Genomic DNA, 21,394 nt, shown 5'->3' on the forward strand with positions numbered 1-21,394 from the left:
TTTACGCGCGTTTCTCAGACGCTGCCAAAGACAATGTCACTACTCAGAAGATCGACCCCGACCAAGGTGATGGTCGTTGCTTGTCCGCCCGTTTCGGCAACCGTCACGATGCTGTCTGCGCCGGTGTTGTCGATCGATTGGACAACCGCGTTCTGGTCGCCGTTGAGCACCAGGGTGTCTCGCAGGTTTGCGTTCGCATCGAAGCCGGTGACCTGATACAGGTTCTCATCGACTGACAAATCGATGTTGAAGGCATCACGCTCACCGCCCGTGCCCACCAGCGAGAAGTCGAAGAGGGCGCTGTCCAAGTCGTTGGCGAACAGGTTGGCGTCAAACGTACTCGTCGCCGAGTCCCCATCCTTGTCCGTCAGCGTCGCGTTGAACGTCAGCTGGACATCACTGGCCAGGCTCTCGGTCTCCTGAGTGAACTGGATCGTCGGGATCTTGATCTCGCCTCGGGCCATCGTGAGCTGAACAGCGTCGATCAGATTCGTGCCATCGCTCTCAATGAGGAAGGACACCTGTCCGCCTGCCTCCGGCGTCAGGGTGTTCACTTCGATGAGGTTCGAGAACGTGCCATCCTCGTAGTAGGCCCTGTAGTACAGGTCCTCGGTCGCCGTGTCGTAACCTCCCACGGAGTTGTCGATGAAGACCCTCATACCCGTCAGCAGGCTCTCCGGATTGATGACGAAACTTTCGTCGTCAACGCCGATTGCCGCCAGGTCGTCTCCCTGGAACAGGTTATTGGCGACGCCGATGCCGGCCGTGCTGACGTTCATGGCCGAGGGGTCAATGTACGAGGGCAGGGGGTCGGTTTGCAGCGTGGCTTCGGTCGGATCGGGTTCTCCGAGCCCAATGCCGGTCAGGATGTCCGAAGTGGACGCAAGCGCCTTCGCGGAAAAGAACACAACCTCCTCAGATGGCGAAGGAATAGTCGGTGGATCCTGCTCTGGAATCAACAAGGTGCGCACTGGATCCGGGCCTCCGGCCCCGAGCGCGCCATCGGCAGTGCTGAGCACGATCTCTGAACTGAAGCCCTGCACCAGATCCAGTGCATAGCGGCCATCGGCATAGGCGGTCAGCGTGTAGTCGACGCTGGTATCCGCGGTGGCGGCGTTGTTGTCGAAATCGCCGGTCAACGTCCCTGCGAATTGGTACGCGCCAGTGCCGTCCGGTGAGGGCGACTGCTCAGTGAGCGTGGCGGTCCCGGTGGTGGTCGTGTTGTCTGGCCTGACGAGGGTGAATTGGCTATTCACCGAGATATCCAGACCAGCCGCACCCAACCCGTCGGCGCCGGCCGAATTGTCCCAGAACCCGAATTGCGGCAGGACGCTACCGGTGCCGATCAGGTTGCCGAATGCAAGTGACGGGCCGTCGTCCTTGAACACCAGGTTCTGCCCGATGTTGAGGGTCGCCTGGGCTCTATCGCCGTCCTTGTCAGTTGCGGTCCCTATCAGCGTCACCAGATTGTCCGCCGACAGCGTCGTCGAATCATCGGGATTGGTGGCGTCGGGATGCACCACGGCGCGGATCTGATCGAGCGTGACGTCGCCGTTGGCGGCGACGCTGACCGTGAACACCAGCAGATTGGTCGTGGCCGTGCGGCCTTCGACCACGGTGCCGTTGAGCGACAGGTTGACCGCCTCACCGGTGGCCGTGTCGGTCAGCCCGGAGGCGCCTGCCACCACGCCCAGCGCATAGGTCTGGGTACCCGCACCGTCAGCGCCAAACGCCGAAGTGAAGTTGGCGGTAAAGCTCTCGGTATCGTCAGTCGCCAGGAATGTTTCATCCACCGTCAGCGTTGGTTCCGCACCGGTGGTGCTGATGCTGGGCCCGTCGTCCTTGAACACCAGGTTCTGCCCGATATTGAGCGTGGCCTGGGCGCTGTCGCCGTCCTTGTCGGTGATGGTCGCCGTGAGGGTCACCAGCTCGTCGGAGCTCAGGCTCGTCGAATCATCCGGATTGGTGGGATCGGGATGCACCACGGCGCGCTGCTGGTCGAGGGTGACGTCACCGTTGGCGGCGACGCTGACCGTGAACACCAGCAGGTTGGTGGTGGCCGTGCGGCCTTCGACCACGGTGCCGTTGAGCGACAGGTTGACCGCCTCACCGGTGGCCGTGTCGGTCAGCCCGGAGGCGCCTGCCACCACGCCCAGCGCATAGGTCTGGGTACCCGCACCGTCAGCGCCAAACGCCGAAGTGAAGTTGGCGGTAAAGCTCTCGGTATCGTCAGTCGCCAGGAATGTTTCATCCACCGTCAGCGTTGGTTCCGCACCGGTGGTGCTGATGCTGGGCCCGTCGTCCTTGAACACCAGGTTCTGCCCGATATTGAGCGTGGCCTGGGCGCTGTCGCCGTCCTTGTCGGTGATGGTCGCCGTGAGGGTCACCAGCTCGTCGGAGCTCAGGCTGGTCGAATCATCGGGATTGGTGGGGTCGGGATGCACCACGGCGCGCTGCTGGTCGAGGGTGACGTCACCGTTGGCGGCGACGCTGACCGTGAACACCAGCAGATTGGTCGTGGCCGTGCGGCCTTCGACTACCGCGCCGTTGAGCGACAGGTTGACCGCTTCACCGGTGGCCGTATCGGTCAGCCCGGAAGCTCCTGCCACCACGCCCAGCGCATAGGTTTGGGTACCCGCACCGTCAGCGCCAAACGCCGAAGTGAAGTTGGCGGTAAAGCTCTCGGTATCGTCAGTCGCCAGGAATGTTTCATCCACCGTCAGCGTTGGTTCCGCACCGGTGGTGCTGATGCTGGGCCCGTCGTCCTTGAACACCAGGTTCTGCCCGATGTTGAGGGTGGCCTGGGCGCTGTCGCCGTCCTTGTCGGTGATGGTCGCCGTGAGGGTCACCAGCTCGTCGGAGCTCAGGCTCGTCGAATCATCGGGATTGGTGGGGTCGGGATGCACCACGGCGCGCTGCTGGTCGAGCGTGACGTCACCATTGGCGGCGACGCTGACCGTGAACACCAGCAGATTGGTCGTGGCCGTGCGGCCTTCGACTACCGCGCCGTTGAGCGACAGGTTGACCGCTTCACCGGTGGCCGTATCGGTCAGCCCGGAAGCTCCTGCCACCACGCCCAGCGCATAGGTTTGGGTACCCGCACCGTCAGCGCCAAACGCCGAAGTGAAGTTGGCGGTAAAGCTCTCGGTATCGTCAGTCGCCAGGAATGTTTCATCCACCGTCAGCGTTGGTTCCGCACCGGTGGTGCTGATGCTGGGCCCGTCGTCCTTGAACACCAGGTTCTGCCCGATGTTGAGGGTGGCCTGGGCGCTGTCGCCGTCCTTGTCGGTGATGGTCGCCGTGAGGGTCACCAGCTCGTCGGAGCTCAGGCTCGTCGAATCATCGGGATTGGTGGGATCGGGATGCACCACGGCGCGCTGCTGGTCGAGCGTGACGTCACCGTTGGCGGCGACGCTGACCGTGAACACCAGCAGGTTGGTGGTGGCCGTGCGGCCTTCGACTACCGCGCCGTTAAGCGACAGGTTGACCGCTTCACCGGTGGCCGTATCGGTCAGCCCGGAGGCGCCTGCCACCACGCCCAGCGCATAGGTCTGGGTACCCGCACCGTCAGCGCCAAACGCCGAAGTGAAGTTGGCGGTAAAGCTCTGGGTATCGTCAGTCGCCAGGAATGTTTCGTCGACCGTCAGCGTCGGTTCCTCGCCGGTGGTGCTGATGCTGGGTCCGTCATCCTTGAACACCAGGTTCTGCCCGATGTTGAGGGTGGCCTGGGCGCTGTCGCCGTCCTTGTCGGTGATGGTCGCTGTGAGGGTCACCAGCTCGTCGGAGCTCAGGCTGGTCGAATCATCCGGATTGGTGGGGTCGGGATGCACCACGGCGCGCTGCTGGTCGAGCGTGACGTCACCATTGGCGGCGACGCTGACCGTGAACACCAGCAGGTTGGTGGTGGCCGTCCGTCCTTCGACTACCGCGCCGTTGAGCGACAGATTCACTGCCTCACCGGTGGCCGTATCCGTCAGCCCGGAAGCTCCCGGCACCAGGCCCAGCGCATAGGTCTGGGTACCCGCACCGTCAGCGCCAAACGCCGAAGTGAAGTTGGCGGTAAAGCTCTGGGTATCGTCAGTCGCCAGGAATGTTTCGTCGACCGTCAGCGTCGGTTCCGTGCCGGTGGCGCTGATGCTTGGCCCGTCATCCTCGAAGATCATTTTGGAGCCGATTTCGGCGATCGAAGTAGAGGCTTTGCGCAGTGTGAAGCCGCCGATATCAAAATCGGCGTGGTCATTGCCTCTGGCGTCGAGGGCCGCTCCGTTCTCGACGAGCACGCGGTTGTGGTCCGCGCTTGTGGTGTATTCAATCTGGTAGCCGGCCAAAACGCCGGTGATGGTTGCAACCCCATTGGCGAAGCTGATGCCAATGGTCGGATCATTCACCGATCCGTCTGAATTCTCGATCACCAGCCCGGTGCTGATGTTGATGACGCGAATGTTGGTGATGGCAACCGGCGTATCACCGGCATAGCCATTGACGAAATTCACGCCAGGTTCAGCAGCGGTGCTGAATGCGCTGACTTTTACGACAGCACTCTTGCCGCTTTGCAGCTGCACGACGTCAAAGCTGGCCGACTTCGTGTTGAAGACGTTGGTAAAGTCGATGTTGGACTCAACGTCTGCTTCGTTCTGATCCAGGTTGGGAATGGTTACGTTCTGCCTGGCACCGGTGACGAACGAAAAGCGGATGCCTTCCTGTTCCGTAATCATCTGGCTGTTGGTGCCAATGGTGGTCGGGCCACCCCCTTGGCTGGTATTAATCCTGTCGCCAGTGTTTATGTTGGCGCCGCTTGACTGGTCAGCGGGGTCTTTGCCGGTGGCGATGATGGTGGGATCGGTGATCCGCACGATACCATCGACCGTTTCAGTGGCCGGGTTCAATTTCGTGAACATCAGGAACAGGTTCTGCCCGGAGGGCGCACCGGCCAGACTGAATCCCAGGTCCTGACTGACGCCGATGAAAACCTTATCCAGCAGATTGAGCGAATCATCGGGGTTCGTCGCATCCGGATGCTTGAGCGGTTGGTACTCCACGGTCCAGATTTTGCCGCCCGAGACCGGCGATCCGGTTTCTTCAATATAGGCAGCGAACACGATCGCGCCATCTGCGGCGCCGGCTCGGCCCACAAGGATGTTGTTGTTACTCGTATCCGTATAGAGAAGGATGCTGGTGCCATCGAGGGTATCCAGTCCGCTGTCCACGCCATCGAGCGGTGCACCGGCGCTGTCGACGAAGCGGATATCGGTAACGCCGGACGGGTCGGTGAGGGTGAACGCATTGCTGCCCGTATCACCCACGGCACCGCTATAGCCACTCAAGGCTGCACCCGTTGCGGTACCGGCGCCAAGTGCGGTTAAACGGTCGGAGAAGGCCGAGGGCAGGGATGCCACCAGAATGTCGTTGTCGTCAGCGTCCCCGGCAGGGATTGGTGTGGCAGTGCTGTTCTGCAAGCCGGCCGTTTCGTCCAGCGAAACGTCCTCACCGGGTACCACGACGCTCAGAGCATTGAGGGTCGGAATGAATAGAGGGGGATTGTTCGTAAGGGATGAGTTTTGCTCGCGAATAGCCATGATGTACTCCTGAGCAATTGCAGGTCATCAAGGCCAGGCCATTGACCTTTACCACTTATCAAGGCCTGACCATTTACCTGTTCAACTATGACTAAGCACCGGGGATTGCGCATCAGCCGATACTCCCAAGCGGGGTGGGAGTTTCGGCCTAGTCGTTCTCGTAGGTGGTCTGCCGCAGGGTGCCCAGGTTGATGCGAGCGTGCGGATCGCCTGTTGGAACTGCAAAAAAATGCGAGGGAGGCTTGTGCCACCCTCGCATCCTTTTACGCGCGCGACGCCTCAGGCGCTGCCAAAAACAATGTCGCTACTCAGAAGATCAACCCCGACCAAGGTGATGGTCGTGACATCTCCGCCCGTTTCGGTAACCGACACGACGCTGTCTGCGCCGCTGGTGTCGATCTGGACAGCGGCGTTCTGGTCGCCGTTGAGCACCAGGGTGTCTCGCAGGTTTGCGCCCGCATCGAAACCGGTGACCTGGTACTGGTCCTCATCGAATGACAAATCGACGTTGAAGGCATCACGCTCACCGCCCGTACCCACCAGCGTGTAGTCGAAGGTGCCGGTCAAGTCGTTGGCGAACAGGTTGGCGTCAAACGTACTCGTCGCCGAGTCCCCATCCCTGTCCGTCACCGTCGCGTTGAACGTCAGCTGGATATCACTGGCCAGGCTTTCGGTCTCCTGAATGAACTGGATCACCGGGATCTTGATCGTGCCCAGGCCCATCGTGAGCTGAACAGCGTCGATCAGCGTCGCGTCCGCCTTCTCGATGACGAAGGACGTCTGTCCTCCGGCCTCCGAGGTCAGATCAGCGGCAAGAACCTTCGTCGGCGAACCCGAAGTGGTGCCGTCCGCGTAGAAGATCGTGTAATACAGCTCTTCCGTTGCCGGGTTGTACCCCTGCACCGAGTTGTCGATGAACACTTTCATGCTCGACAACAAGGACTCGGGGTTGATGACGAAACTCTCATCACCCACGGATTTGGAGTCATTGGGGTCAGCGTCATTGATGCCTGGTATTGTGTTTCCATCCAGGTTGTTGTTGCCAATACCAATGCCGGACGTGCTGACGTTCATGTTCGCGGTGCCGAGGAATGCAAAGCCGCCGGCTTCTACCTGCGCTTCGGTGAGGTCGGGCGCTCCCAGCCCGATGGCGGAAAAGATGTCGCTTGAGGAAGTGGTTGCGTTAACACCAAAAAAGACAATCTCCTCAGATGGCGAAGGAATCGTCGGCGGATCCTGCTCTGGAATCAACAATGTGCGCACTGGATCCGGGCCGCCGGCACCGAGCGAGCCGTCGGCACTGCTGAGCACGACCGTAGAACTGAAACCTTGCACCAGATCCAGTACATAGCTGCCATCGGCATAGGCGCTCAACGTGTAGTCGATGGTGGTATCCGCCGTGGCGGCGTTGTTGTCGAAATCGGCGGTCAACGTCCCGGCGAATTGGTACGCGCCGTTGCCGTCCGGTGAGGGCGACTGCTCGGTGAGTGTGGCGGTCCCGGTCGTGGTGGTGTTGTCTGGCCTTACGAGGGTGAACGGGTTATTCACCGAGATATCCAGACCGTTCGCATCCAGCCCGTCGGCGCCAGCCGAATGACTCCAATACCCGGTTTGTGGCAGGACGCTACCGGTGCCGATCAGGTTGCCAAAGGCGAGTGCAGGGCCGTCATCTTCGAAGATCATCCTGGAGCCGATTTCGGCGGTTGTAACAGCGGTTTGGAGCAGCGTGAAACCACCGATATCAAAATCGGCGTGGGTATTGCCCCTTGCGTTGAGGGCTGCTCCGTTCTCGACGAGCACGCGATTGTGATTATCTGTTGTGGTGTATTCAATCTGGTAGCCGGCTTTAACGCCGGTGATGGTTGCAATCCCATTAGCATCAAAGCTGATGGTAATGGCCGGATCATTCTCCGGTCCGGCTGAATTCTCGATCACCTGCCCGGTGCTGATGTTGATGACGCGAACATTGGTGATGGCAACCGGCGTATCGTTCGTATAGCCGTCGATGAAATTCACGCCAGGCTCAGCAGTGGTGTTGAATGCGCTGATTTTTACGACGGCACTCTTGCCGCTTTGCAACTGCACGACGTCGAAACTGGCCTTCTTCGCATTGACGACGTCGGTAAAGTCGATGTTGGCTTCAACATCTGCTTCGTTCTGATCCAGGTTGGGAATGGTCACATCCTGCCTGGCACCGGTGACGAACGAATAACGAATGCCCTCCTGTTCCGTAATCATCTGGCTGTTGGTGCCAAAGGTGGTCGGGCCAGCCGCCTGGCTGGTATTGATCGTGTCGCCGGTCGTTATATTGACACCCGTTGACTGATTCGCTGGATCCTTGCCGGTGGCGATGATGGTGGGATCCGTGATCCGCAAGACACCACCGACGTCGACAACTGTCGGGTTCGCCGTCGTGAACATCAGGAAGAGGTTCTGACCGGAGGGCGCATTGGCCAGACTGAATTCCAGGTCCTGACTGGTTCCGACGAATACCTTATTCAGCAGATTGAGCGAATCATCGGCGTTCGTAGCATCTGGATGCTTGAGCGGTTGGTACTCCACGGTCCAGATCTTGCCGCCGGTGGCCGGCGATCCGGTTTCTTCGATATAGGCCGCGAACACGATCGCGCCGGTTGCGCTTCCGGCTCGGCCCAGAAGGATGTTGTTGTTCGTGTCCGTATAGAGAAGGATGCTGGTGCCATCGAGGGTGTCCAGTCCGCTGTCCAGGCCATTGAGGGGGGCGCCAGCGCTGTCGACGAAGCTGATATCGGTAATGCTGGCTCCGGGGTCAGGGGTGATGGTGAAGGCATCGCTGCCCGTGTTGCCCGCGGCACCGGTATAGCCACTCAAGGCTGCACCTGTTGCGGTACCTGCGCCCAGTGCGGTCAAACGGGTAGCGAAGGCCGAGGGCAGGGAGGCCACCAGAATGTCGTTGTCGTCAGCGTCTCCCGCTGGGGATGGCGTGGCGGTGGCGTTCTGCAATCCGGCCGTTTCGTCCAGCGAAACGTTCACGCCGGTGATTCCAATAGCCATGATTTTTCTCCCGAGCAATTGCGGTCATCGAGGCCTGACCGTTGACCATTGCCCGAACTATGGGCATGGGCCGGGTATTGCGCATCGGCCGATACTCCCAAGCGGAATGGGAGTTTCAGGCTACTTGGATGGGGGAACAGCACGAGGGCGTGAAGGAATGGTGCCGCCTATTCCGTTTGTGAATGAGGACATGCCGCAAGGCTCGTCCGGCCTTGGCTTAGGGACCGCAGTGGCCCAATAAAAAACGGCCTGGCCCCTTGCGGGAGCCAGGCCGTGTACCTGCAGCGGTTTTCAGACTTCCTTAGTGATCAAAGCACAAGATCTGTCGGTGCCAGGTTAGTTACTCCCACCAGTTCGACCACGACAGGATTTTCGATATCAATCGTCTGGACATCGGTGAAATCGCTATCTGCATCGACGACCTTGAAATCCAGCGTTAGATCAAGGGTCGCTGGTACAGTCGTGGTGGTGGAGAAACCAGCATCGATGATCTTCAGCGGATTCGTACTCGTATCCTCCGCAATCGTGTTTCCAGGCCCGACGAGACCACTGACCGGCTGTGCGGAAGTGCTGCTTGCGCCATCGTCACCGACATTGCGATTCAGATTTATCGCGCTGCCCGTAAGGCCAGCATCATTCGAAAGAATCTGAATACCCTTGATGAGCCAGTTATCACCGGTCTGAATGTTGAAGTCATTGCTTTCAACAATCAACAGAGCATCATTATTGTCCAGGAACGGGTCGTTCGGATCGGCTGGGTCGTTGACGATAAGGGCCTCGTACTTGGTTCCAACAAGATCGGAGTTGTTCGTATCGTTCTCGTACACATCGCCTTGGTCGACGTAGATGGCACGTGTTGTAGTGATGGAGGAATCATTTGCATCAGCAAGACTGACGATAAGCAAAAGATCATCGCTTTCAGTCTCGTATCCATCGAACTTGATAAAGAAATCGGTCGCGAAACTAAAATTCTCGGCGCCCAGATCTCCTTTCGGATCAGTCTCGAAGAAATTGATGTTGGCCGCTTCACCTGCCTGGATCGTATTTCCGGAGACGCCCAGAGCAGTGCTGGACAAGGTTACAGGGGCCTGCGTGCCGCTCACAAGCTCACCCGCCGTCACAACAGTATTGCCGCCGGCAGTAAGTGGTGCCTCGAAGCCCGTGATCTGGATGAAGAAGCCTTCCCCAAGCTTCCCGGTGGCCACAGGTGATGGGCCACTGGAAGGCTCCGTACCATCCACGTCATACGTTTCGTATCCAGTGCCTTCGCCCAGCGTGACGTCTTGCGTCGTTTGCAGCGCATCTATCTCGAACGTATAGGTGTCATTGACTTTGTCAAACACCAGCGTGCCTTCCACCAGTTCAGGATCGGTGCCAGCATTGCGATCGTGATCGTATTTGAACGACACGTTAAACGTGGCACCGGTGAGACTCTCTGAATCCCAGGTGACCGTTGGATCAACGATCGCAACATCGTTCGCCGAACCAGAGAGGGAGAGTTCGGCAAAATCACTGTCCGCTGCCGAAGAGTAGGTCGGCCCGCGCTGGTCCGCACCTATCGAGTAGGCGAAGTCACCCGAAAAGGTCCATGACGTCGCACCCAAATCGGGATCGACATCCTGCACAGGGGGTGTCTCTATAACGGGCGTGTCGTCATCGACGGTGATGACCAGCTTCTCGGCTGCGGCCGTTACCGTGTCGCCGTCCTTGTCGGTGGCTTGCAGCAGCGAGCCCAGGTTGATGGTGATGTCGTTCTCGTTGTTGCCTGCGGCGTGATCCAGCGGCTTGAGCAGCGTGAAGGTGTAGGCACCCGCTGTGGTGAGGCTGAAGGTAAACACGTCGGTCGCGCCGGCCTTGGCGGTGAGTGTGTTGCCCGCGACGCTGTACACCAGCGCCACCCCGCCAGAGCTCAGCGCCGGCAAGCCGCTGGTGTCACTCGACAAGGCAAAGGTCAGCGGCGTGTCGGCGCCGGACTGGAAGATGCCGGTCACGCTGCCGCTGGCGGTGGTCGCCTCGCCAGCCACGTCGCCCGTACCACCGGCAATGCCGTTGGTCAGGCCGTCCTCGTCGACGGTTCCCGTCACGGCGGTCCCGGTCGCGGTCGGCGTGTCGTCATCGACGGTGATGACCAGCTTCTCGGCCGCGGCGGTTACCGTGTCGCCGTCCTTGTCGGTGGCTTGCAGCAGCGAGCCCAGGTTGATGGTGATGTCGTTCTCGTTGTTGCCTGCGGCGTGATCCAGCGGCTTGAGCAGCGTGAAGGTGTAGGCACCCGCTGTGGTGAGGCTGAAGGTGAACACATCGGTCGCGCCAGCCTTGGCGGTGAGTGTATTGCCCGCGACGCTGTACACCAGCGCCACCCCGCCAGAGCTCAGCGCCGGCAAGCCGCTGGTGTCGCTCGACAAGGCATAGGTCAGCGGCGTGTCGGCACCGGACTGGAAGATGCCGGTCACGCTGCCGCTGGCGGTGGTCGCCTCGCCAGCCACGTCGCCCGTACCGCCGGCAATGCCGTTGGTCAGGCCATCCTCGTCGACGGTTCCCGTCACGGCGGTCCCGGTCGCGGTCGGCGTGTCGTCGTCGACGGTGATAACCAGTTTCTCGGCCGCGGCCGTCACCGTGTCGCCGTCCTTGTCGGTGGCTTGCAGCAGCGAGCCCAGGTTGATGGTGATGTCGTTTTCGTTGTTGCCTGCCGCGTGATCCAGCGGCTTGAGCAGGGTGAAGGTGTAGGCACCCGCTGTGGTGAGGCTGAAGGTAAACACGTCGGTCGCGCCGGCCTTGGCGGTGAGTGTGTCGCCCGCGACGCTGTACACCAGCGCCACCCCGCCAGAGCTCAGCGCCGGCAAGCCGCTGGTGTCACTCGACAAGGCATAGGTCAGCGGCGTGTCGGCGCCGGACTGGAAGATGCCGGTCACGCTGCCGCTGGCGGTGGTCGCCTCGCCAGCCACGTCGCCCGTACCACCGGCAATGCCGTTGGTCAGGCCGTCCTCGTCGACGGTTCCCGTCACGGCGGTCCCGGTCGCGGTCGGCGTGTCGTCGTCGACGGTGATAACCAGTTTCTCGGCCGCGGCGGTTACCGTGTCGCCGTCCTTGTCGGTGGCTTGCAGCAGCGAGCCCAGGTTGATGGTGATGTCGTTTTCGTTGTTGCCTGCGGCGTGATCCAGCGGCTTGAGCAGGGTAAAGGTGTAGGCACCCGCTGTGGTGAGGCTGAAGGTAAACACGTCGGTCGCGCCGGCCTTGGCGGTGAGTGTGTCGCCCGCGACGCTGTACACCAGCGCCACCCCGCCAGAGCTCAGCGCCGGCAAGCCGCTGGTGTCACTCGACAAGGCATAGGTCAGCGGCGTGTCGGCGCCGGACTGGAAGATGCCGGTCACGCTGCCGCTGGCGGTGGTCGCCTCGCCAGCCACGTCGCCCGTACCACCGGCAATGCCGTTGGTCAGGCCGTCCTCGTCGACGGTTCCCGTCACGGCGGTCCCGGTCGCGGTCGGCGTGTCGTCGTCGACGGTGATAACCAGTTTCTCGGCCGCGGCCGTCACCGTGTCGCCGTCCTTGTCGGTGGCTTGCAGCAGCGAGCCCAGGTTGATGGTGATGTCGTTTTCGTTGTTGCCTGCGGCGTGATCCAGCGGCTTGAGCAGCGTGAAGGTGTAGGCACCCGCTGCGGTGAGGCTGAAGGTGAACACGTCGGTCGCGCCAGCCTTGGCGGTGAGTGTATTGCCCGCGACGCTGTACACCAGCGCCACCCCGCCAGAGCTCAGCGCCGGCAAGCCGCTGGTGTCGCTCGACAAGGCATAGGTCAGCGGCGTGTCGGCGCCGGACTGGAAGATGCCGGTCACGCTGCCGCTGGCGGTGGTCGCCTCGCCAGCCACGTCGCCCGTACCACCGGCAATGCCGTTGGTCAGGCCGTCCTCGTCGACGGTTCCCGTCACGGCGGTCCCGGTCGCGGTCGGCGTGTCGTCATCGACGGTGATGACCAGCTTCTCGGCTGCGGCGGTTACCGTGTCGCCGTCCTTGTCGGTGGCTTGCAGCAGCGAGCCCAGGTTGATGGTGATGTCGTTTTCGTTGTTGCCTGCCGCGTGATCCAGCGGCTTGAGCAGCGTGAAGGTGTAGGCACCCGCTGTGGTGAGGCTGAAGGTAAACACGTCGGTCGCGCCGGCCTTGGCGGTGAGTGTGTCGCCCGCGACGCTGTACACCAGCGCCACCCCGCCAGAGCTCAGCGCCGGCAAGCCGCTGGTGTCACTCAACAAGGCATAGGTCAGCGGCGTGTCGGCGCCGGACTGGAAGATGCCGGTCACGCTGCCGCTGGCGGTGGTCGCCTCGCCAGCCACGTCGCCCGTACCACCGGCAATGCCGTTGGTCAGGCCGTCCTCGTCGACGGTTCCCGTCACGGCGGTCCCGGTCGCGGTCGGCGTGTCGTCGTCGACGGTGATAACCAGTTTCTCGGCCGCGGCCGTCACCGTGTCGCCGTCCTTGTCGGTGGCTTGCAGCAGCGAGCCCAGGTTGATGGTGATGTCGTTTTCGTTGTTGCCTGCCGCGTGATCCAGCGGCTTGAGCAGGGTAAAGGTGTAGGCACCCGCTGTGGTGAGGCTGAAGGTGAACACGTCGGTCGCGCCGGCCTTGGCGGTGAGTGTGTTGCCCGCGACGCTGTACACCAGCGCCACTCCGCCCGAGCTCAGCGCCGGCAAGCCGCTGGTGTCACTCGACAAGGCAAAGGTCAGCGGCGTGTCGACGCCGGACTGGAAGATGCCGGTCACGCTGCCGCTGGCGGTGGTCGCCTCGCCAGTCACGTCGCCCGTACCACCGGCAATGCCGTTGGTCAGGCCGTCCTCGTCGACGGTTCCCGCCACGGCGGTCCCGGCCGCCGCCGGCCCGTCGTCTTCGAAGATCATCTGAGAACCGATTTCGGCTTTCGTAATAGAGGCTTGGAACAGGTGGAGGCCATCGATATCAAAATCGGCGTGGTTATTGCCCTTGGCGTCGAGGGCCGCCCCGTTCTCGACGAGCACACGGTTGTGATCCGCCGTTGTGGTGTATTCAATCAGGTAGCCGGCTTTAATACCGGTGAGGGTTGCAACCCCATTAGTGAAGGTGATGCCAATGGTCGTGTCATTCACCGATCCGTCTGAATTCTCGAGCACCGTCCCGGCGCTGTTGAGGACGCGAACATTGACGATGTCAACCTTCGTATCATTCGCATATCCGTCGATAAATTGCGTGCCAGATTCAACAGCGGTGGTGAATGCGCTGATTTTTACGACAGCACTCTTGCCGCTTTGCAACTGCACGACGTCGAAGCTGACCGTCTTCACATTGACCACGCCGGTGTAGTCGATGTTGGATTCAAGATCGGCTTCGTTCTGATCCAGGTTGGGAATGGTCACATCCTGCCTGGCACCGGTGACGAACGAAAAACGGATGCCTTCCTGTTCCGTAATCATCTGGTTGTTGGTACCGAAGGTGGTCGGCCCACCCGCCTGGCTGGTATTGATCGTGTCGCCAGTCGTTATATTGATGTCGTCGCCCGGGTCGTTGGGGTCAAGCCCGGACTGATTCGCCGGTAACTTGCCGGTGGCAATAACGGCGGGATCCGTGATCCGCACGACACCATTGACCGTTTCAGTTGCTGGGGTCGCTGTCGTGAACATCAGGAAGAGGTTCTGACCGGAGGGCGCCTTATCGAGACTGAATTCCAGGTTCTGACTCGCTCCGACGAAAACCAAATCCTCCAGGTCGACCGGATCATCGGGGTCCGTAGCATCTGGATTGCTGAGCGGTTGGTACTCCACGGTCCAGATCTTGCCGCCTGTGACCGGCGATCCGGTTTCTTCAATATAGGCAGCGAACACGATCGCGCCGGTTGAGCTCCCGGCTCGGCCCAGAAGGATGTTGTTGTTCGTGTCCGTATAGAGAAGGATGCTGGTGCCATCGAGGGTATCCAGTCCGCTGTCCAGGCCATTGAGTGGTGCGCCATTGCTGTCGACGAAGCTGACATCGGTAGCGCTTGTTGCGCCGCTGATGGTGAACGCATTGCTGCCCGTATTGCCCACGGCACCGGTATAGCCACTCAAGGCCGCATCCATTGCGGTACCTGCCCCAAGGGCGGTCAAACGGGTAGAGAAGGCCGAGGGCAGGGGTAGCGCCGTATCGTTGTCGTTAGCGTCTTCCGTAGCGCCTGGCGTGGCGGTGGCGTTCTGCAACCCGGTCGTTTCGTCCAGCGAAACGTCCTCGCCGGTCGCTACGACGGTCAGAGCGCTGGCCGTAATCAAGGAATCTTGCTCAATAGTCATGACTTTTTCCTGGGCAGTTGCGGTCATCGAGGCCTGACCGTTGGACCTTTGGTCGCAACTATGGCTAAGCGCCAGGGATTGCGCATCGGCCAATACTCCTAGGCGGGCTGGGAGTTTCAGACTACTTGGAGGGGGGAGACGGGATGGTGCGAAGGAGTGGCGTCGTTTCCGTTGGTTTTTTGAAACTTCCTCGCGTTTAACGATGCATGTTTAACGACACTCCGTGTTACTTCCCGAAGGGCTACAAGACCTTGCGCCGTTGCCTACGGTTAAGCCAGAATCCGCCGGCTTGTGCGCCGATGGCCCGGGCTCTATCGTTTCCCTGTCGCTGAAAAACAGCGATGGGGTTTGGTAGACCCTCAGCATCGACGCATAGCGTCACCTTCGGTCCTTTCTTAGGGCTGCGTTTTATGGTGGCCATGCGCAGGGCTCCTTCGGGAGCGCCGGTTCCGATGCCCGGTCTACCAACCTTCGTATGGCCGCCACCCTCCGTTTGGTAGCGAGATGGTGTTGGCTCCTTTTAAGAAGCATCGGAGTTTCTACTATGTTCAAAGTGACACCCAACCCACCGGACACCGATCCGGCATCCCCGTACGAATCCCTCGACTCGAAAAAACTCAACGAAGCCGCCGAGCGCGCCCTCGATTTCTACCTCAACCCGGCAGCGATCATGAACAACACCCCACGCAAACCCAGCACCCTGTACATGGTTGCGCCGGATGTCGGCCATGAAGCCTTGCTGGTTCAAACGTGCGAGAACCTGGCGTCGGCCAGTGTCATGGCCAGCGACATCGCTGCATTGGTGGAGGGCACCCACCGCAATACCCTGCTGGCGCTTCAGCAGGTCATCATGCTGGCGGAACTGGCGGTGAATCGAATGCTGGATAACTTCGTGCCACCCAAGTAATCACTCAGCCCTTTACCGAGAGGCTTGCCCCCTCGGTAAAGGGTTTTGATGGCTCACAATGACGTTCTGACCACCAACGGACAATCAACCGGCTGGGCTCCCGAGACCTCCAGGGCTTCGATCAGGTGCCGGGCCGCATTGCGACCGATCTCGTAGTACGGCAATTGCACCGTGGTCAGGGGCGGGATGAACAGTTCGGCGATGCCGATCATGTTGTCGTAGCCGAGCACGGCGACGTCGTCGGGAATTTTCAGACCACGGCTCAACAACAGCTGATAGGCACAAAAGGCAATGCGGTCGTTGCCGCAGATCAGAATATCGAATTGGGGGCGACCTTCAATAATGTGTCGGTCGAGGATGGCTGCGGTTTCACCATAGGCGTCATGATCGGAAAGGTCGTATTGCAGGAGTGCGTCAGGCGCCAGGCCGAATGCCTGACAGGCACGCTGCAGGCCTTTTTGCCGCAGGCCCCAGGCCAGACTCTGTTTGGGCAGATTGATACACAGAGGGCGCCGATAGCCTTGGCTCAACGCGTGGTGTACCGCTCGATATTGTCCCATTTCATCGTCTGGCACATAGCTCACCAAGCGACTGTCATCTGCCAGGCAATTGGCGAGTACCAGGGGTTTGCTCTTCAAGCGCTCGGGAATGCTCACATGGCGAAACCCCATGGCGCTGAAGATCAACCCGTCGGGACGGTGCGACAACATCAGGTCGATGTTCTGGTCGGTGGGCGGGTTGTTCAACAGGTTGAGGATAAATACATTCCAGCCGGCTTGCTGCGCGGTCTGTTCGATGGACAGCAGCAGCTCGACCGCGAACGGTGTGGTCGCGGTGTCCAGCGCGAACACACCGATGGTTCGCGACTGGAGGTTGTCGCCGCGCATCTTGCGCGCCGACAGGCTGGGTACGAACTGCAGTTCGTCAATGGCGCGACGCACCCGCTGAAGGGTTTCGGGGCTCAGTTTTTCCGGATTGTTGAGCGCTCGAGAAACCGTCATCAGGGACACGCCGGCCAGCTGTGCAACGTCTTTCACTGAAGTCATGCGAGGCGAGGCCGGTCAGGTTGACGCAGGATCATGACACAGGGTCCGGGTTTCTCGCGACTCGAATGACGCCGCTCATAGCCATCCCGAGGCCAGAGGCCATGCCTTGGGAATGGAGACGCGTCCGCCACTCCCGCTGGCAAACAGTTTCACCCCCAGGCTGTCAGGCCGCGGATAAAGGCGACTGCTGAAGCTGAAGCGCCCGTTTTCGTCGAACACCTCGATGGACGAGCGATCGAGAAATACGCGCAGTTCCAGGCGCTCTTGTGTCGGGTCTATCGACACGCTGCGCTGACCGGTGACTTGCGCACCCGAGCGGCTGCGGTCCAGCACCAGACGCTGCAGCAATGCATCGTAGTAAAGCAGGGTTTCTTCACGGTCATCGTCGCTGCAACGCAAGGCGATTCCCAGGTGGCCGTCGGTGCAGTCGCGTAAATCCAGATGCACATGGATTTCGAGCATGTCGCCATTCACTTGCGGCACGCACCGGGTTCCCGATTCATCCCACCAGGGCGTGCCCGGCAATGGCGCCATGCGCAGAGCGGTGAGCTCCCGTGCCGGATACACGCAAAGGCGATCTGCATGCAGTTCTAGTTCGCGCGGCAAACCGAGCATGCCGCACCAGTGATGGGCCTGGCTCGGCATCGGGCTTTCCCACATGTCGAGCCATGCCCACACAAGGCGCCGACCATCGGCGGCCAGGAGCGTTTGCGCGGCATAGAAATCGTGGCCGTTATCCAGCTCGATAAAAGGCCCGCCGGTGAAGTGCCACTCGCTGTCGAGTCGGCCCACTCGATAACCGGTCTGGTACTTGTTGAGCCGCTCGTAACCCTCGGGTTGCATGCCCTGGGGGGAGTAGAGCAGCACATCGCGTCCGTTCAGGCGAAACAGATCCGGGCACTCCCACATATAGCCGTCGCCCGCGCTGCCGCTGGACACATAGTCGAGGAACTCCCAGGCGTGCAGATCCGTGGAACGGTACAGCGGGAGCAGCGGCACATCGCCCAGACGTGCGCCGGCAATCAGGTACCAGCCGTCATCCTCCTGCCATACCTTGGGATCGCGAAAGTGCATGATCGTGTCTTGCGGTGCGGTGTCGATGACGGCGCCATGCTTGACGAACCGGATACCGTCGGTACTGGTGGCCAGACACTGGACTTGGCGGATCGAGCGCTCGTCACCCACGTCCCCCAGCCAGGTGTGCCCGGTGTAGATCAGTGCCAAAGTATCGCCACACACCACCGCGCTACCGGAAAAACAACCGTCGCGGTCGAAATCATCGCCGGGCGCCAGAGCAATGGGCAGATGCTGCCAATGGACCAGATCGGCACTCTTGGCATGCCCCCAATACATAGGGCCCCATTTCGCGTCGAAGGGGTGGTGTTGATAGAACACGTGGTATTCGCCACGAAAGAACACCACCCCGTTAGGGTCGTTCATCCAGCCCGCTGGAGGGGCAAGATGATAACCGGGTCGATAATCGTGGATGACGCGAGACAGGCCGTCACTCAGCGCACACTGCGCAAGGTCAAGGGCGCAAGACATTGGGTCATTCATGGGATTCAAATACACAGTCATAGGGCGCTTGCTCGTGCCGAGCGCAGAGGGACGCCCTCGGGCAGGGTTTCAATGGTGTGGCGTTTCAAGGCGGTGCCATCGGCGTCGAACAAGTGCAGGTTGCCGATGTCCAGTTGCAGCTCGACCCGATCGCCCGCCTGCCATCCGGCGTTGACCTCGCAACGACAGATCATGGGCTCGTCGTGACCGGTATCGAGGTGCACATAGGTTTCGCTGCCCAGGTATTCGACGGCGGTCACGACGACGCCGGCGGCTCCATCCGCCGCCGTGAGCGACATGTGCTCCGGGCGAATCCCCAGGCTCAGCGTCGTGCCGGCCGCCAGGTTCGAGCTGTCGAAGGGCAGGGACGTGATGCCCCATACGAGGGTATCGACCAGGCTGGTTTCACCTGGTGCCTGCAGGCGCGCCGACAGAAAATTCATTCTGGGTGAACCGAGAAAACCGGCGACAAAACGGCTGGCCGGGCGTTCATAGAGTTCGCGCGGTGAACCGACCTGCTCGACGCGACCGCCATTGAGCACGACAATTTTGTCGGCCAGGGTCATCGCTTCAACCTGATCGTGGGTGACGTAGATCATGGTCGAGCCGAGTCGATCATGCAGTCGGGCGATTTCGTTGCGCATCTGCACCCGCAAGGAGGCGTCCAGGTTGGAAAGCGGCTCATCGAACAACAAAATGTCCGGTTCCCGCGCCATGGCCCTGCCCATGGCCACACGCTGACGCTGCCCACCGGACAGTTCCTTTGGCTTGCGTTGCAGCAGGTTGTCCAATTGAAGGATTTTCGCCGTTTTCAGCACGCGCTCGCGCAGGCTGGTCTTTTCCGTCTTGGCCAGTTTGAGACCAAAACTGATGTTGTCGTAGACGCTCATGTGCGGGTACAGCGCATAAGACTGAAACACCATGCCGACACCACGTTCGCGCGGCTCCAGGTCGTTGACCCGACGCCCGTCGATCAGCAGGTCGCCGGCGCAGATCGAATCCAGTCCGGCGATCAGTCGCAGCAGGGTCGATTTTCCGCAGCCCGAAGGGCCGACGAACACCACGAACTCACCCGCCGCGATGTCCAGGCTGACGTCGCGAAGAATGCGCATGCCGCCCAATTGTTTGTTGACGTTGTCCAGTTTCAATTTGATCACGATGCTGTTCCTTGTAGTTGTCGGGCATCAACCCTTTAACGCGCCGGCAGTCAGACCGGAAACGATTCGGCGCTGGAAGATCAGCACCAGAATCACCAGGGGGACGGTGACCACCACCGATGCGGCCATCAGCAGCCCCCAAGGCAACTCATGGGGACTGCCGCCGGAAATCAGGGCGATGGCGACCGGCACCGTGCGTTGCGTGTCGGTGAGGGTGAAGGTCAGGGCAAACAGGAACTCGTTCCAGGCTGCGATGAAAGCCAACAGGCCAGTGGTGACCAGTGCGGGCCAGAGCAGTGGCAACAGCACCCGGGTCAGCGTGACCCAGGGTGAAGCGCCATCCATGATTGCCGCTTCTTCCAGCTCATGGGGCAGTTGGCCCATGAACGTGGTCAGCACCCAGACGGTGAAGGGCAGGGTGAAAATCGTGTAGCTCAGGATCAATGCCCAAGACGTGTTGTACAGACCCAGCGCGCGGATCACTTCGAACAGCCCCGACAGCACCGCAACCTGGGGAAACATCGACACCCCAAGTACCATCATCAGCACCGTGCCGCGACCACGAAACTTCACCCGGCCCAAGGCATAGGCGGCGGTCAGGCTGAGGAACAACGCCAGTGTCACCACGCTCAGCGCAACCACCAGCGAGTTGCCGATCGCCCGCAGGAATGAGGCTTGATTGAGCACCGCCGTATAGTTGGAGAAGTCGGGGTTTTCGATCCAGTAGCTCACCTCGAACAAGGCGCTGGACGGCTTCAGCGACGTCACGATGGCGTAGTAGAAAGGGAAGACCGCATACAGCAGCAACACCCCGATCAGGCACCAGAATCCGAGGCGCAACAGCGCTTTTTTCAGTAGGCGAGGGCTCATGAGCGGACCTCCAGTTGACGGCGTCCGAGGTAGAGATAGAGCATGGCGATCACCGCAACCACCAGAAACAACAGCGTCGAGGCCGCGCTGCCGTAACCAACGTCCTGAAACTCCACCAGATGCTGGCGGGCATACACCGACATACTCATGGTGCTCGACGAGTTCGAGGTCAGCACATAGATCACGTCGAATACCCGCAGCGAGTCGAGGATGCGAAAGATCGCCGCCACCAGCAAAGCGGGCATCAGCAGGGGAAGGGTGACACGCCAGAACACTTTCAACGGGTGAATGCCATCGACCCTGGCGGCTTCGTAGCAATCGCTCGGCAACATCTGCAAGGCCGCCAGCATCAGCAGCGTGACAAAAGGCACGGTCTTCCAGACGTCGACAATGATCACCGCCCACATCGACAGATCCGCATCTGCCGTCCAGGCCAGGGGCGCGTCAATCAGGCCGAGGCTCAGCATCAGGTGATTGATGATGCCGAACTGGTCGTTAAGCATCCATGACCAGATCTTCGCCGAGACAATGGTCGGAATGGCCCAGGGAATCAGAATCAACGCACGCACCAGAGAGCGGCCGGTGAACTTGATGTTGAGCAGCAACGCCACCAGCAATCCCAGTACGACTTCCAGCCCCACCGACACCACGGTGAAATGCAAGGTGTTGCGCACCGCGTTCCACCACTGTGGATCGACCAAAATGCCCGACCAGCTGGAACCGTTGTGAAACAGATAATTGCTCAAGCCTATGAAGGTTCCGCCACCGGTGTCCGCCAGGTTGGCGTCGGTCAGGCTGAACCAGAATGTGCGCAGTAGCGGCCAGGCCGCCACCAGGGCCAGACACAGCAACATCGGCGTCAGAAACAGCCAGGCAGCGCGCACTCGGCGACGTTGCACGGGCGTTTCCCTGGTGAGCAGCAGCTCGTCACAGGGGGCATGGGTAGAAGAGACAGACATGGTGATTTCCT

Annotated in this window: 9 protein-coding genes; 1 reads left to right on the forward strand and 8 read right to left on the reverse strand. The window is 60.7% G+C overall.

What is annotated here, in order from left to right; genetic code table 11:
- Positions 1-14: 14 nt before the first annotated feature.
- The 3 genes from PSH88_RS13440 to PSH88_RS13450 form a co-directional block, all read right to left on the reverse strand.
- The gene (locus PSH88_RS13440; RefSeq protein ID WP_305426743.1) at positions 15-5,576 is read right to left on the reverse strand and encodes a DUF5801 repeats-in-toxin domain-containing protein; all 5,562 of its coding nucleotides are present in this window, start codon (positions 5,574-5,576) and stop codon (positions 15-17) included.
- Positions 5,577-5,855: 279 nt separating this feature from the next.
- Positions 5,856-8,609, reverse strand: a complete 2,754-nt coding sequence (locus PSH88_RS13445; protein ID WP_305426744.1) for a DUF5801 repeats-in-toxin domain-containing protein — start codon at positions 8,607-8,609, stop codon at positions 5,856-5,858.
- 308 nt (positions 8,610-8,917) lie between these two features.
- Entirely contained in the window at positions 8,918-14,887 is a 5,970-nt protein-coding gene (locus PSH88_RS13450) for a beta strand repeat-containing protein (RefSeq protein ID WP_305483551.1), read from the reverse strand.
- A 544-nt stretch (positions 14,888-15,431) separates the two neighbouring features.
- Here PSH88_RS13450 and PSH88_RS13455 point away from each other — a divergent pair.
- Positions 15,432-15,794, forward strand: coding sequence for a DUF6124 family protein (locus tag PSH88_RS13455; RefSeq protein ID WP_305426746.1), 363 nt, complete (start codon positions 15,432-15,434; stop codon positions 15,792-15,794).
- A gap of 53 nt (positions 15,795-15,847) precedes the next feature.
- On the opposite strand, the gene PSH88_RS13460 is transcribed toward PSH88_RS13455, so the two are convergent.
- The 5 genes from PSH88_RS13460 to PSH88_RS13480 all read right to left on the reverse strand — a co-directional run bounded on the left by PSH88_RS13460 (position 15,848) and on the right by PSH88_RS13480 (position 21,383).
- Positions 15,848-16,840: a LacI family DNA-binding transcriptional regulator gene (locus PSH88_RS13460; RefSeq protein WP_305426747.1), complete on the reverse strand. Its 993-nt coding sequence runs from the start codon at positions 16,838-16,840 to the stop codon at positions 15,848-15,850.
- 75 nt (positions 16,841-16,915) lie between these two features.
- Positions 16,916-18,418 carry a glycoside hydrolase family 32 protein gene (locus PSH88_RS13465; protein WP_305483553.1) on the reverse strand — a complete coding sequence of 501 codons (1,503 nt, stop codon included), beginning with the start codon at positions 18,416-18,418 and terminating at the stop codon, positions 16,916-16,918.
- Positions 18,415-19,554, reverse strand: a complete 1,140-nt coding sequence (locus PSH88_RS13470; protein ID WP_305426749.1) for an ABC transporter ATP-binding protein — start codon at positions 19,552-19,554, stop codon at positions 18,415-18,417. The genes PSH88_RS13465 and PSH88_RS13470 overlap by 4 nt, the downstream gene beginning before the upstream one ends.
- Before the next feature lie 27 nt (positions 19,555-19,581).
- Positions 19,582-20,424 carry a carbohydrate ABC transporter permease gene (locus tag PSH88_RS13475; protein ID WP_305426750.1) on the reverse strand — a complete coding sequence of 281 codons (843 nt, stop codon included), beginning with the start codon at positions 20,422-20,424 and terminating at the stop codon, positions 19,582-19,584.
- Entirely contained in the window at positions 20,421-21,383 is a 963-nt protein-coding gene (locus tag PSH88_RS13480; protein ID WP_305426751.1) for a carbohydrate ABC transporter permease, read from the reverse strand. The genes PSH88_RS13475 and PSH88_RS13480 overlap by 4 nt, the downstream gene beginning before the upstream one ends.
- Positions 21,384-21,394 lie beyond the last annotated feature (11 nt).

This window comes from Pseudomonas wuhanensis, assembly GCF_030687395.1.
Classification (GTDB): Bacteria; Pseudomonadota; Gammaproteobacteria; order Pseudomonadales; family Pseudomonadaceae; genus Aquipseudomonas; species Aquipseudomonas wuhanensis.